Annotated in this window: 15 protein-coding genes; 9 read left to right on the top strand and 6 right to left on the bottom strand. The window is 71.1% G+C overall.

Annotated elements, in window-relative coordinates; translation table 11 throughout:
- Window positions 1-22 precede the first annotated feature (22 nt).
- Genes LDL48_RS03255 through LDL48_RS03240 form a run of 4 tightly spaced genes read left to right on the top strand, consistent with a single transcriptional unit; the run spans window position 23 to window position 4,052 of the window.
- Window positions 23-910, top strand: a complete 888-nt coding sequence (locus LDL48_RS03255; RefSeq protein ID WP_225253456.1) for an SIS domain-containing protein — start codon at window positions 23-25, stop codon at window positions 908-910.
- 51 nt (window positions 911-961) lie between these two features.
- A complete protein-coding gene (locus LDL48_RS03250; RefSeq protein ID WP_225253455.1) occupies window positions 962-2,281 on the top strand; it encodes an ABC transporter substrate-binding protein in 1,320 nt (439 codons plus the stop codon).
- Window positions 2,281-3,231 (top strand): carbohydrate ABC transporter permease, encoded by a 951-nt coding sequence (locus LDL48_RS03245; protein WP_225253454.1) that lies wholly within the window; start codon window positions 2,281-2,283, stop codon window positions 3,229-3,231. Before LDL48_RS03250 ends, LDL48_RS03245 begins: the two co-directional genes overlap by 1 nt.
- Window positions 3,231-4,052 (top strand): carbohydrate ABC transporter permease, encoded by an 822-nt coding sequence (locus LDL48_RS03240; RefSeq protein WP_225253453.1) that lies wholly within the window; start codon window positions 3,231-3,233, stop codon window positions 4,050-4,052. The genes LDL48_RS03245 and LDL48_RS03240 overlap by 1 nt, the downstream gene beginning before the upstream one ends.
- Before the next feature lie 66 nt (window positions 4,053-4,118).
- Here LDL48_RS03240 and LDL48_RS03235 read toward each other — a convergent pair whose 3' ends face one another.
- The 4 genes from LDL48_RS03235 to LDL48_RS03220 are packed head-to-tail and all read right to left on the bottom strand — an operon-like array spanning window position 4,119 to window position 6,407.
- Entirely contained in the window at window positions 4,119-4,883 is a 765-nt protein-coding gene (locus LDL48_RS03235; RefSeq protein WP_225253452.1) for an ABC transporter permease, read from the bottom strand.
- A complete protein-coding gene (locus LDL48_RS03230; RefSeq protein WP_225253451.1) occupies window positions 4,880-5,692 on the bottom strand; it encodes an ABC transporter ATP-binding protein in 813 nt (270 codons plus the stop codon). The genes LDL48_RS03235 and LDL48_RS03230 overlap by 4 nt, the downstream gene beginning before the upstream one ends.
- On the bottom strand, window positions 5,689-6,069 hold the full coding sequence (locus LDL48_RS03225; protein ID WP_225253450.1) for a DUF1048 domain-containing protein: 381 nt from the start codon (window positions 6,067-6,069) through the stop codon (window positions 5,689-5,691). Before LDL48_RS03225 ends, LDL48_RS03230 begins: the two co-directional genes overlap by 4 nt.
- Window positions 6,070-6,071: 2 nt before the next feature.
- Window positions 6,072-6,407 (bottom strand): PadR family transcriptional regulator, encoded by a 336-nt coding sequence (locus LDL48_RS03220; protein ID WP_225253449.1) that lies wholly within the window; start codon window positions 6,405-6,407, stop codon window positions 6,072-6,074.
- A gap of 147 nt (window positions 6,408-6,554) precedes the next feature.
- Here LDL48_RS03220 and LDL48_RS03215 point away from each other — a divergent pair, with 147 nt between their 5' ends.
- Entirely contained in the window at window positions 6,555-7,811 is a 1,257-nt protein-coding gene (locus tag LDL48_RS03215; RefSeq protein ID WP_225253448.1) for a hypothetical protein, read from the top strand.
- Window positions 7,812-7,828: 17 nt separating this feature from the next.
- On the opposite strand, the gene LDL48_RS03210 is transcribed toward LDL48_RS03215, so the two are convergent.
- Window positions 7,829-8,728, bottom strand: a complete 900-nt coding sequence (locus tag LDL48_RS03210; protein WP_225253447.1) for a carbohydrate kinase family protein — start codon at window positions 8,726-8,728, stop codon at window positions 7,829-7,831.
- 298 nt (window positions 8,729-9,026) lie between these two features.
- Between LDL48_RS03210 and LDL48_RS03205 the strand changes: the two genes are divergently transcribed.
- Genes LDL48_RS03205 through LDL48_RS03190 form a run of 4 tightly spaced genes read left to right on the top strand, consistent with a single transcriptional unit; the run spans window position 9,027 to window position 12,951 of the window.
- Complete coding sequence (locus LDL48_RS03205; RefSeq protein WP_225253446.1) at window positions 9,027-9,812, top strand: endo alpha-1,4 polygalactosaminidase; 786 nt, start codon at window positions 9,027-9,029, stop codon at window positions 9,810-9,812.
- Window positions 9,813-9,817: 5 nt separating this feature from the next.
- On the top strand, window positions 9,818-10,792 hold the full coding sequence (locus LDL48_RS03200; protein WP_225253445.1) for a 1-phosphofructokinase family hexose kinase: 975 nt from the start codon (window positions 9,818-9,820) through the stop codon (window positions 10,790-10,792).
- 14 nt (window positions 10,793-10,806) lie between these two features.
- Window positions 10,807-11,658, top strand: a complete 852-nt coding sequence (locus tag LDL48_RS03195; protein ID WP_225253443.1) for a class II fructose-bisphosphate aldolase — start codon at window positions 10,807-10,809, stop codon at window positions 11,656-11,658.
- 18 nt (window positions 11,659-11,676) lie between these two features.
- Window positions 11,677-12,951 (top strand): Gfo/Idh/MocA family protein, encoded by a 1,275-nt coding sequence (locus LDL48_RS03190; protein ID WP_225253442.1) that lies wholly within the window; start codon window positions 11,677-11,679, stop codon window positions 12,949-12,951.
- Between the two features lie 4 nt (window positions 12,952-12,955).
- On the opposite strand, the gene LDL48_RS03185 is transcribed toward LDL48_RS03190, so the two are convergent.
- Window positions 12,956-13,486 (bottom strand): hypothetical protein, encoded by a 531-nt coding sequence (locus LDL48_RS03185; RefSeq protein WP_225253441.1) that lies wholly within the window; start codon window positions 13,484-13,486, stop codon window positions 12,956-12,958.
- Window position 13,487 lies beyond the last annotated feature (1 nt).

The following is a 13,487-nucleotide window of genomic DNA, read 5'->3' as shown; positions in this document are numbered from 1 at the left end:
CAAACGAGCATAATCCTCGAACATGAACGACACGTCCGCGGAAATCAGCAGCCAGCCCACCGTCTGGCACCGGGCCCTCGCCCACACCGACGAGGCCCGGCGGGCACTCACCGCGCCCGGCGAACGCGTGCTGGTGCTCGGGTGCGGCACCTCCTGGTTCGTCGCCCAGAGCATCGCCGAACTGCGCGAGAGCGCCGGCCTCGGCGAGACCGACGCGGTCTGCGCCTCCGAGTACGTTCCCCGGCGGCGGTACGACCGCATCATCGCGATCACCCGGTCCGGCACCTCCACCGAAGTCCTGGAGGCGCTGCGGCAGGCACCCACCGGCACCCGCCGGGTGGCCATCACCGCCGTCCCCGGCATGCCGGTCGACGCGCTCACCGACGAGCGGCTGCTGCTGGACTTCGCCGACGAGACCAGCGTGGTGCAGACCCGCTTCCCCACCACCGTGCTGGTGGCGGCCCGGGCGGCGTACGGCGCCGACCTGTCCACACTGCTCGCGGACGGCGCCGCGGCGCTGACCGCACCGCTGCCGGCCGACCCGGCGACCATCGAACACCTGGTGTTCCTCGGCACCGGCTGGACCGTCGGGCTGGCCCACGAGGCGGCACTGAAGGTGCGCGAGGCGGCGCAGGCGTACTCCGAGTCGTACCCGGCGATGGATTTCCGGCACGGGCCGGTCGCCGTCGCCGGACCGCGCAGCCTGGTCTTCTCGTTCGGCGCCGTACCCGCCGATCTGGACGAGGTGGCCCGCTCCGCCGGCGCCACCACCTACCGCGACGAGCGGGATCCCCTCGCTCAGCTGGTCCTGGCCCAGCGCTTCGCCATCGCCCTGGCCGCCCACCGCGGCCTCGATCCCGACCATCCCCGCCTGCTCACCCGCTCGGTGGTCCTCACCGACGCGGCCTGACGGACCGCCCGACCAGTCCACCCCCCTCCGGCAGAGATCGAGGTTCCGCAGATGACCACCTTCTGGCACGGCCGCCGCCGGCGGCTGCTGGCCGCCACCGGCGCGGCCCTGCTCCTGACCGCCTGCACCGGCGGCGGCAGCGACGACGACGGCAAGGACGCGGCGCAGGGTTACGATCCGGCCGCCCCGGTGACGCTGACCTGGTGGACCGGTCAGACCTCGGACGCGCAGCAGGTCGCCGAGAAGCTGGCGACCGAATACCAGACCGCGCACCCGAACGTCACGATCAAGGTGTCCACCGGCGCACCGACCACCGACGAACTGCTCACCAAGCTGTCCGCCGGCTTCGCCGGAAAAAGCTACCCCGACATCTCGTACGCGTACGGCAACTGGGCCGGCGACCTCGGCGCCAGCGGGCGTACCCAGGATCTGACCGCGTTCGTCAACGATCCGTCGTTCGGCTGGTCCGAGATCCCGGAGGCGGCCCGGACCGTCGCCACCGTGGACGGCAAGGTGATCGGCGTGCCGGCGCTGGTGGACAACCTGGCCCTGATCTACAACACCAAGCTGTTCGACGACGCCGGCCTCCCCCACCCCACCGACCAGTGGAGCTGGGACGACTTCCGGGCCGCCGCGAAGAAGCTGACCGACGCGAAGACCGGCACCTACGGGACCGCGTACTCGGTCTCCGGCAGCGAGGACACCACCTGGCACCTGTGGCCGCTGCTCTGGCAGAACGGCGGCGAGATCCTGGACGGCACCAAGCCGGCGTTCAACTCCGAGGCCGGGGTCAAGGCCCTGGAGACGCTGCGGGCCATGGCGGTCGACGACAAGTCGATGTACCTGGACCAGACCGACGAGAAGTACGGCCCGCTGTTCAACAGCGGACACGTCGGCATGATGATCTCCGGACCGTGGTCGCTGCTGGACATCAAGGAGGCCGGCCTGAAGTACGGCGTCACCGCGCTGCCCGGCGTGAACGGCGACCACCAGACCGTGTCCGGACCCGACCTGTGGGTGCTCTTCGACCACGACGACGCCAACCGCGCCGGTGCCGCCCGGGACTTCATCAAGTGGCTGACCAGCGCCGAGATCGACGCCAAGTGGAACCTGGCGCTGGGCAACCTGCCGCTGCGCTCGTCCGAGAAGGACACCCCCCAGTTCGCCGCGTACGTCAAGGAGTACCCGGGCGGACAGAAGTTCTTCGACAACCTGGCCAACGCCAAGAAGGCCCGGCCCACGGTCGCCGGCTACGAGGTGATGAGCCGCAACGTCGGCGACGCCGTCGCCAAGGTGCTGCAGGGTGCCGCCCAGCCCAAGGACGCCCTCGACGAGGCGGCCCGCAAGTCGGCCGGCGTCCTGGAGGACTGATGGCGATCACGTTCGCCGCGTCGCCCCGCGCCGGGTCGCCGCGCTCCGTCCCGCCCGCGGCGCGCGGTCGCCGCGGGCGGGCGCTGCGGCGCAACCTGACCGGATGGGCGTTCGCCGGGCCGGCCACCCTGCTCGTGGTGGGCCTGTCACTGTTCCCCGCGGTGTGGGCGTTCTTCATCTCGCGCACCAAGTGGAACGGCATCGCGCCGGCCACCGACGTCGGCTGGCGCAACTACCAGCGGATCGCCGAGGACCCGGGCATGGCCGCGGCGGCGCAGCACACGCTGGTGCTCACCGCCCTGTTCGTACCCGCGTCGATCCTGCTCGGCATGCTCATCGCGATCGCGCTGAACAAGCGGATCCGGCTGATCGGCTTCTACCGCACCTGCATCTTCGTGCCGTACGTGGCCTCCGCCGCGGCCACCGGCATCCTGGCCAGCTTCGTGTTCAACCCGCAGTTCGGCGCCGCCAACGAGGCGCTGCGCCGGCTCGGGTTGCCGGCCCAGCAGTTCCTGGAGAGCCCGGTCCAGGCCCTGCTCGTGGTCTGCGTCATCGCGCTCTGGGGCGAGGTCGGCTTCTGCGCCGTCATCTACCTGGCCGCGCTGCAGGACATCCCGCGCGAACTGGTCGAGGCGGCCCGGGTCGACGGTGCCAGCGGCTGGCGGGTGTTCCTCCACGTGATCCTGCCGCAGCTGCGCCCGGTCACCGTGTTCACCGCGGTCTGGCAGACCATCACCGCGATGCAACTGTTCGACCTGATCTACACCACCACCCGCGGCGGCCCGATGAACAGCACCCAGACGGTCGTCTACTACGTGTACGAACTCGCGTTCCAGACCCAGCGGCTCGGCTACGGCGCCGCGGTGGCGTACCTGCTGTTCGCGTTCACCATGCTGCTCACCGTCACGGTCATCTGGTACAGCCGGCGACGCGGATCGGAGGCCTTCTGATGCGACGGCGCCTGCCCTTCAGCCCCTGGCACCTGCTGCTCATGCCGCTGGCGCTGATCTTCGTCCTGCCCCTGGTGCAGATGGTGCTCACCTCGTTCATGACGACCAGCGAGATCAACCAGTTCCCGCCCAAACTGATCCCGACCAGCCTGCACCTGGAGGGCTACCGGGCGCTGCTGACCGAGTCGCGCATCCTGCTCTGGTTCGGCAACACCGTGCTGGTGTCCGCGATCGCGGTCCTGTCCCACCTGATCCTGTGCTCGCTGGCCGGATACGGCTTCGCCCGGCTCAAGTTCGCCGGCAGCGGGCTGGCGTTCCTGGCCATCGTGGCCACCGTGATGATCCCGATCCAGCTGCTGATGATCCCGACGTATCTGATGTTCGCCCGCGCCGGCATCGTGGACACCCTCGCCGCCGCGTTCGTACCCTGGCTGGCGTCCGCCTTCGGGATCTTCCTGATGCGGCAGTTCTTCCTGTCCCTGCCGGTGGAACTCGAGGAGGCGGCCCGCCTCGACGGCTGCGGGACGCTGCGCACCTTCGTGAAAGTGGTGCTGCCGCTGGCCCGGCCGGCGCTGGCCACCCTGGCCGTGTTCACCCTGCTGTCCAGTTGGAACGACCTGCTCTGGCCCCTGGTGGCGATCACCGACGACACCCGGTTCACGCTGCAGGTCGGGCTGGCCAGTTTCCAGGGCACCCGGCGTACCGAATGGTCCCAGCTGATGGCGGGCAACGTGATCGCGACGTTGCCGTTGATCGTGGCCTTCCTGGTGGCGCAGAGGCGGTTCATCGCGACGATGACGTTCACCGGGCTCAAGGGCTGAGTTCCCGACGATGACGGCCGAAGCCATGACGATGCGCCGCATCCGGACGGATGCGGCGCTGTCGCCCTAGCTGATCTTCTTGCGATAGATCGCCGTCGCGGAGGCGTAGGCGACCACCAGGATGCCGGCGCACCAGCCGAGAGCGATCCAGATGTCGTTGCCGACGGGTTGCTGTGCGAACAGCAGGCGGATGGCGTCCACGATGGACGTCACCGGCTGGTTCTCGGCGAACCAGGCGACCGGGGCGGGCATCGAGTCGGTGGGGACGAAGGCCGAGCTGATGAACGGCAGGAAGATCAGCGGATAGCTGAAGGCGCTCGCGCCGTCCACGGTCTTGGCGGACAGTCCCGCGATCACGGCGATCCAGGTCAGCGCCACGGTGAACAGGATCAGGATGCCGCTGACGGCCAGCCAGTCGGCCACCGAGGCGCCGGTACGGAACCCCATGATCAGCGCGACGCCGGTGACGATGGCGATCGAGGCCATGTTGGCGACGAGCGAGGTGAGGACATGCGCCCAGAGCACGGAGGGCCGCGGGATCGGCATCGACTGGAAACGCTCGAAGATGCCGCCCTGCATGTCGAGGAACAGGCGGTACGCCGTGTAGGCGATACCGGACGCGATCGTGATGAGCAGGATGCCGGGGAGCATGTAGTTGATGTAGGACTCGCCGGATCCGGTGTTGATGGCGCCGCCCAGCACGTACACGAACAGCAGCATGAGTGCGACCGGGGTGACCGCCGTGGTGATGATGGTGTCCGGGCTGCGGAGAATGTGACGCAGGGAGCGGCCGGTGAGGGTTCTGGTGTCGCTGAGCACGTGGGTGGTCATCGGGGTTCCCTTCCTGCGGACGTCGTGGCTTCGCCTGCGGTGTCACCGGCGTCGTTGACGAGGGCGAGGAAGACGTCCTCGAGGGTCGGTTGCTTCTCGACGTACTCGACCTTGACGGACGGGAGAAGCTTCTTCAGCTCGGCCAGGGTGCCGTTCTGAATGATCGTGCCCTTGTGCAGGATCGCGATCCGGTCGGCGAGTTGCTCGGCTTCGTCGAGGTACTGCGTGGTCAGCAGAATGGTCGTGCCCTGCTCGGCAAGCTGCTTCACCGTCTGCCACACCTCGATCCGGGCCTGCGGATCGAGCCCGGTGGTCGGCTCGTCGAGGAAGACGACCGGCGGGTTGCCGACCAGGCTCATCGCGATGTCGAGCCGCCGGCGCATGCCGCCCGAGTACGTCGCCGCCCGGCGGCTCCCGGCATCGGTGAGCGAGAAGCGGGCGAGCATCTCGTCGGCGATTGTGCCCGGATTCCTCAGGTGGCGCAGCTTCGCGACCAGTACCAGGTTCTCCCGGCCGGTCAGCACTTCGTCGACCGCGGCGAACTGGCCGGTGAGGCTGATCGACCTGCGTACGTCGCCCGGGGCCGAGAAGACGTCGAAGCCGTGCACGGACGCGGTGCCGGTGTTCGCCTTCAGCAACGTCGACAGGATCCGCACCAGCGTGGTCTTTCCGGCGCCGTTCGAGCCGAGCAGAGCGAAGATGCTTCCGGCTGCCACGTCGAAGTCGACGCCCCGCAGCACCTGCAGGTCCTGGTAGGACTTCGTGATGCCCCGCACCCTGATCGCAGGGTCGCGCGTCGTGCTGGTCATGCGCCCTTCTCCTCGCCGTCGTCGCCGGCGGCGACGGCGACCGCCTTCCGGAGGCGCTCGCGTTCCTTGTCCATCCACTGCTTGCCGGAGTACGCGCGGAGAAACGTCTCGGCGAACTCGACCGGGTCGTCGCCGACGATCGCACGGACCGGCGTGCCGTCGGCGACCGCCCGTTCCCAGAGGTCGGCGAAGTCGCCGAGCATCGTGATGAGCGTGTCGCCGTCGACGATCCCGCCCTGGTACATGAAGTACCGCTGAAGCGCCTTGGCCGCGCTGCGATAGGGCTCCGGCAGGGCCTCGACCCGGGCCGAGTGGTGCTTGTACTGCTTCTTCTGCTCGAGCGACCCGACGAGCGTCTCGATCCATTTCGCGGCCATGCTCATGCTCCTTCGCCGTGCTGGTTGTCGGTGTTCCGAAGTTCCTCGATGCGTTCGGCGAGGACGCTCCACGTCCTCCAGAACTCGGCGAGTTGGTCCCGCCCCTTGGCGTTCAGCGTGAACACCTTGCGCGGGGGGCCTTTTTCGGAGGGAACCTTCTCCACGTCCACGAACCCGCGCTGCTCGACGCGGACGAGTACCGCGTAGATGGTGCCTTCCACGATGTCCGAGAAACCGCGGTCGCGCAGCGACGCGGTGATCTCGTAGCCGTACGCGGATCTGCGGGCCAGGATCGCCAGGACGATGCCTTCGAGAGTGCCCTTCAGCATCTCTGTCATCTGATTGCCCACTGCCTCATCCCCTCGGTACTCAGCGTCGCTAGCTACCGGTAGACAGTAACACTAGGTACCGGTAGCTAGCAACACTGAATACCGGAGACGGGATGACCGAAAGACTGCCCGTTCGGCGGCGCCCGAATGGCATAGATGTCCGACGATGACCGGATGGCGGGAGAGCGATTACACGAGGGCGAGCAGCCGACCGGCGCGTCCCCGGTCGAGGCGAGGCGTCAGCCGGCCGTCCCCGCCGTCGCCACCGGCAATGCCGCGCTGGCCAGGCTCGCCGCGGACGGCGGCAACCCGATCGCGGCGGCGTTGCTCTCCAGCCTCGGCCCACTCCTGCCCAACAGTGTGCTCGCCCAGGCCGCGCAGCAGGGCGCCCTGGCCGCGCTGAGCCCGGCCGGGCTGCCCGCCGGTGAGTACACCGTCATCGTGGTGGGTTCGCCGGGGCCCGGTGAGGTGAAGGTGCGGCATGCCTTCCAATTCGCGGACGCTGCGGCGCGCGTGGGTGGCACCTCACCGGTGTGGCTGGTCGAGCGGACCGGTTACGAGTTGGCCGGGGTGGGCACGAGCGGGATCGAGTCGCGGGCCAAGGGTGCCCCGATCTACTGGATCACCCCGGGCACCTCGATGGCCGCGCTGCTGCGGCAGTTCCCGCCGAAGTCCATCGTCGGCCTGCACGTCTTCAGCCACGGTGTGCCCGAGCAGCTCGCCCTGCGGTACGACTGGCCCGGCAAGGAGGACTACGGCCTGTCCATCAGCGAGGCCCGCACGCTGACACCGGAGGCGTTCCACCCGCAGGCCGCCATCACGTTCGACTCCTGCAACACGGCCACCGTGCTGAGCCCGGGCTTGCGCGAGTCCGGACGGGGCCTCGCCGGTGAGGTGGCCGACGCCACCGAGCGGCCCGTCACCGCGTGGACCGGACGCACCTCGTACCGGCTGGTCAACAAGGGCACCGGTGATGTGGTCGGTTCACAGATCAAGCCCGGCGGCCTCAATTCCATCGACCTGACCGAGGTGCTCAGCCAGGCCCGCGGCCGGACGCCGGAGAAGGTCCTGACCGCGCCCGCCCGGTCCGCCGGGGACTGGACGAGCGTGTTCCGGATGACCGCCCGGCTACCGGAGACGAGGAAGTTCCCGGTGCCGGAGAACGGCTCGGTCACCGTGACGATCGAGGCGTCCAGCGAATACCCGGCGATGCAGGGCGCCGAGATCAGCGTCATCCTGCACCGCGTCGTCGACTGGGGACGCGACGAGGACCATCAGGCGCCGCAGGGCGTGGTCGTCGGGAAAGCGAGTGAGACCAGCTGGCCGGGCCTGCCGGCCGGGGAGTACTACCTGGAGCTGTTCCACCTCAGCGGCCTGGAAGTGGAAGGCAGCATCTCCGTGACCATCCAATGACCGGTACCGGAGGTGGGTCAGGGTAGGTCGTGGGGGGTTGCCTGGGCGGCGGTGCCGCCGGCGGCGCGGGTGCTCAGCGAACCCGCCGCGGCCGCCCACCGCACGGCGTCCTCGGTCGGCCGGCCGCCCAGCCTGGCAGCGAGGAAACCGGCGTTGAAGCTGTCCCCCGCCCCGGTGGTGTCGACCACCTGCACCGCCAGGCCCGGCGCCGCGCACGTGCCGCCCGGCCACCAGGCGCGGGCACCGGCCGCGCCGTTCTTCAGGACCACCGTGGTGCCGGCCCCGACCAGGGTGGCGGCGGCCTCGTCCAGGTCGGGTACGCCGGTGACCGCGCGCAACTCGGCCGCGTTGGGCAGGAACACGTCGGTGTGCGCCAGGATGCCGGCGATCGACTCCCACTTCTCCGCCGGGTCCCAGTTGGTGTCCAGGGACGTGGTGACGCCCCGGGCACGGGCTCGGGCGAACACGTCGGGGAGGCCGGCGGCGAGGCCGGGCTGCAGGTACAGCGATGCCACGTGCAGGTGCCGGGTCTCGGCCAGCAGGGCGTCGGTGACGTCGGCGGGCCGGAGCGTCGGGATGGTGCCGGGCAGGGTGAGGATCGCGCGGTCGTCGTCGTCCGGGGTGAGGATGACACTGAGGCCGGTGGGCACGCCGTTCGCCGGGCGGGCCAGGACGACGTCGACGTCGCGTTCGCCGAGGTGCTGCCGGGTGACGGCGCCGAAGACGTCGTCACCGAGGGCGGTGAGCAGTCTGGTCCGCAGGCCGAGCCGGGCGCAGCCGGCGGCGGTGATCGCGGCCGAGCCGCCGAGGACCAGGTCCGCCGCGGCGAGCAGCTGCTCGGCCTGACCGAAACGCGGGCGTACGTCACCGCGCAGCACCAGGTCCGGATTGGCGTCACCGACGACCAGGACGTCCATTTTGCGGCTCCTCAAGAAATGTCCAAACGAACAACACGGAGTGCGCACATGGGCTGAACACCGGCCTGAGGGCGCGCCGGAAGCACGATACGCGCACAAACGGCTGTTGACACGTGTTCGTTCGAACAGTTGAATCGCAGGCAACGATCCAGCCCAGCCGGTAATCCCCCAGTCCGGCAGTCAGGTCGCCAGGGTGCTCTTCCGCACCCGAGGCGGGGCAGATCCACGAGAGCCTGTGGAGGTCTCCACCGTGGTCAGCCGTAGCCGTATGTTCGCCGCCGCCGTTGCTCTGGCCGGTGTGACGCTCGCCGTCATCACCGCGCCGCACGCGGGGGCGCTCGTCTCGGCCAAGCGCGCCGGCGTCACGCTGCCGCCGGCGAACGCGCAGTTCGACTACCAGATCGGCGGCGATTACACCCCGCCGAAGGGCGTGCGGGTGGTGAGCCGGGACCGTCAGGACCCGCCGGTAGCCAACCTGTACAACATCTGTTACGTCAACGCTTTCCAGTCCCAGCCGATCGCGTCGGAACTCGCGTACTGGCGCAAGAACAACCTGGTGCTCAAGGACGCGTCCGGCGCCGAGGTGGTGGACGGCGGGTGGGACGAGGTCCTGCTCGACCTGCGTACCGACGCCAAGCGCAAGGCCGTCGCCGCCAAGGTCAACGAGTGGATCACCGGCTGCAGGAAGTCCGGATTCCAGGCCGTGGAGCCGGACAACCTGGATTCGTTCAGCCGCTCCGAGGGCCTGCTCACCCCGGCCCACGCGATCGAGTTCGTGAAGCTGCTGGCCAAGCACGCGCACAGCGAGGGCCTGGCGATCGCGCAGAAGAACACCATCGGCAGCGAGGAGGACGGCAGCATCGGCAGCGCCGGCAAGGCCGCCGGGCTGGACTTCGCCGTCGCCGAGCAGTGCGGCGAGTACAACGAGTGCCAGGACTACCGCGACCTGTACGGCAACAACGTCATCGTCATCGAGTACACGACCCGTGGCTACCGCACGGCGTGCAACACGGTCGGCGCCCACGTCTCGGTGGTACGCCGAGACACCGATGTCACCCCGGGCGGTCCGTACCAGGCCTGCTGACCCCGATGATCGTCACGGTGACGCCGAACCCGGCGCTCGACCTCACGTACACGGTGGATGCGCTGGTGCCGCACGGCACCCACCGGGTCACCACGGTCACGGAACGGGCCGGCGGCAAAGGGCTCAACGTGGCCGCCGTCCTGCAGGCGCTCGGCGAGCCGGTGCTGGCCACCGGCCTGCTGGGCGGCGGCACCGGCACCCGGGTCGCCGGCCTGCTGGCGGCGGCCGGGGTGGCCGAGGCGTTCGTGCCGATCCGGGCCGAGACCCGGCGGACCGTGGCGGTCGCCGACCGGGCGGACGCCACCGGTTTCTGGGAACCCGGGCCGTGCGTCACGGACACCGAGTGGGCGGCGTTCGTGGACCGGTTCCGGGACCTGCTCGGCGACGCCGACGTGGTGGCCCTGTGCGGCTCGCTGCCGCCCGGGGCCCCGGCCGACGGGTACGCCACCCTGATCCGGCTCGCCGCCGCCCGGCAGGTGCCGACGGTGCTGGACACCAGCGGCGACGCGCTGCGGTACGGCCTGGCCGCCGGGCCGGACCTGGTCAAGCCGAACGCCGCCGAACTCGCCGCGCTGCTCGGCTCGGCCGACGCGGACCCGGCCCGCCTGCTCGACCCCGGCGCCCGGGCCACCGGAAACGGCCGGTCCGCCCGCAATGATCGGCCCGTCGAAGACGACCGGCTCGACCGCGGCGCCCGCGCCGCCGTCGTGTCGCACGGGCCGGACGGTCTGGTCGGCCTCACCGCCGGCGGGGCCTGGCGGGCGCGGCCGCCGGAGCGGCTCACCGGCAACCCCACCGGAGCCGGCGACGCCTGCGTGGCCGCGCTGGCCCGCGGGCTGCGCGACGCCACGGCCTGGCCGGACCTGCTCGCCGACGCGGTCGCGCTGTCCGGAGCGGCCGTCGCGGCGCCCGTCGCCGGCAGCTTCGATCCGCCCACCTACCGGCGCCTGCGCGGCACCGTGACCGTCACCGCCGCCTGAAGAGGGAGTTTCGCATGTTCAGTCCGACCGGCGCGATGGTCGCCGAGGCCCGTGCCGCCGGCGGTGCGGTAGGCGCCTTCAACCTCATCACCGTCGAGCACGCCGAGGCCATCGTCACCGGGGCCGAGGCCGCGGGGCTGCCGGTGGTCCTGCAGATCAGCGAGAACGCGGTGCGGTTCCACCACGGCCGGCTGGCGCCGATCGCGGCGGCCGCGCGCAGCATCGCCGAGTCGGCCACCGTGCCGGTCGGTCTCCACCTCGACCATGTGACCAGCGACGAGTTGTTCGACCAGGCCGCGGCGCACGGGTTCGGCTCGGCCATGTACGACGCCTCGACGCGGCCGTACCAGGAGAACGTGGCGGCCACCGCGGCGGCCGTGCGGCGGGCTCACGCGCACGGGCTGTGGGTGGAGAGCGAGCTGGGTGAGATCGGCGGCAAGGACGGTGCGCACGCGCCGGGGGTACGTACCGATCCGGAGGAGGCCGCGGCGTACGTGGCCGCCACCGGGGTGGACGCGCTGGCCGTCGCGGTCGGCTCGTCGCACGCCATGCAGGCCCGTACCGCGCGGCTCGACCACCGGCTCATCGCCCGGTTGCACGTCGCCGTGCCGGTGCCGCTGGTGCTGCACGGTTCTTCCGGCGTACCGGACGACGAACTGGTCCGCGCAGTGCACGCCGGAATGGCCAAGGTGAACATCGGCACGGCGCTGAACAGCGCGTTCACCGGCGCGGTGCGGTCCACCCTGGGAGACGACGCCACGTTGGTCGATCCGCGGCGCTACCTGGCCACCGCCCGCTCGGCGATGGCCGACACGGTGGCCGGCTCGCTGCGGCTGCTGGCCCCGCACGTCACCGCCGCCACCTGACCGCCGGAGGGGGACGCCATGTCGGAGGTGACGCTCGCGCTGGTCGGGGCGGGGCTGCGCGGGCAGACGTACGCCCGGCTCGCGGTGGACGCCGGCGGCGCCCGGGTGGTCGCCGTCGCCGAACCCGATCGGGTACGCCGGGCCGCGGCGGCCGCGGAGTTCGGCGTACCCGATGACCGGGTCTTCGCGGACTGGGCCGGCCTCGCCGCGGCGCCCCGGCTGGCCGATGCCGCGATCGTCGCCACCCAGGACCGGATGCACCACGACCCGGCCGTGCGCCTGGCCGCCCTCGGGTACCACCTGCTGCTGGAGAAGCCGATGGCGCCCACCGAACCGGAGGCGGCGGCCATCGCCGACGCGGCCCGGAGGCACGGGGTGCTGCTGGCGGTGTGCCACGTGCTGCGGTACACGCCGTACACCCGGCTGCTGCGGCGGCTGCTCGCCGAGGACCGGATCGGCCGGCTGATCAGCGTCCAGCACCTGGAGCCGGTCGGCTGGTGGCACCACGCCCACTCGTTCGTCCGGGGCAACTGGCGCCGGGCCGACGAGTCCGGGCCGATGCTGCTCACCAAGAGCTGCCATGACATCGACTGGCTGGTGCACCTGTTCGGGCAGTCGCCGTCCCGGGTGGCGTCGTTCGGCAGCCGCACCCACTTCCGTCCCGAGGCGCGCCCCGCCGGGGCCACGGACCGGTGCCTCGACTGCCCGGTCGAGCCGTCCTGCCCGTACTCGGCCCCGCGGCTCTACCTGGGCGCGCTCGCCGACCCGGACCAGCACTTCTGGCCGCTCGGCGCGGTCACCGCGGAGGCCACCGAGGCGGCCGTCCGGGCGGCGTTGCGGACCGGGCCGTACGGCCGCTGCGTGTACGCCGCCGACAACGACGTGGTCGACCATCAGGTGGTCGCGATGGAGTTCCCGGACGGCGCTACCTGCGCGTTCACCATGACGGCGTTCACCGGAATGGCGGACCGGCAGACCCGGCTGTTCGGCAGCCACGGATACCTCGAGGGGGACGGGCGGACGGTGCGCCACGTCGACTTCCGGACCGGCGCGGAGCGGGTCTTCGACGCCGCGGACGAGGGCGGTCCGTCGGCCGCCGGCGGGCACGGCGGTGGGGATGCCGGCCTCGTCGCGGCGTTCGTCGCCGCGGTCGCCGCCGGCGACGCGGCGCTGCTGTCGTCCGGCGGCGCCGAGAGCCTGGCCACCCACCGGGTGGTGTGGGCCGCCGAGCAGGCCCGGGTACGCGGTGCGGTGGTCCACCTCGGCCCGGACGGCGCCGTCGTCACGCCGTAGCCGGTCAGGGCGTGTACAGCTCGGCGATCTTGGCGATGGTGCCGTCGTCCAGCGTGATCCACACCGGGACGCCCTCGCCGACGTTCCGGGTGAACTCGGCCAGCGACGCCCGGCACGTCGCACCGCCGGTCATCGTGCCGATGCACTCCTCGCCGTGACCGATGGTCCGCAGGTCGACGTCGGCCGCGATGGGCAGCGTCACCTTCGTCTTGTTGCCCTCGATGACCACTTCCTGGCTGCACCGCTGCTCAATCGGCGAGATCTTCATCGCCTTGCAGTAGTCGGGGCCGTGCATGAAGACGATGGGCTCGACCACCGCGGAACGGTTCCGGAAGTCCAGCTTCACCACCCGGACCGAGGTGCTCGCGTCGCCGGTCAGCTCGACGAACCCCGGCGCCGCGGACGCGGACGGCGACGGCGACGTGGTGGCCGCCGCGCTGACGGTCGGCTGCGGGGTGGCCGCCCGGCCGTCGCCGGACGTCCCGCAGGCGGCCACGGGAAGCAGGAGCACGGCGCAGAGCAGCCGGCGCGACATG

It is taken from the genome of Jidongwangia harbinensis (genome assembly GCF_020216025.1).
Classification (GTDB): domain Bacteria; phylum Actinomycetota; class Actinomycetes; order Mycobacteriales; family Micromonosporaceae; genus Actinoplanes; species Actinoplanes harbinensis.
Note: the sequence above shows the minus strand (reverse complement) of the source record. Positions and strands in the feature narration are given on the sequence as shown.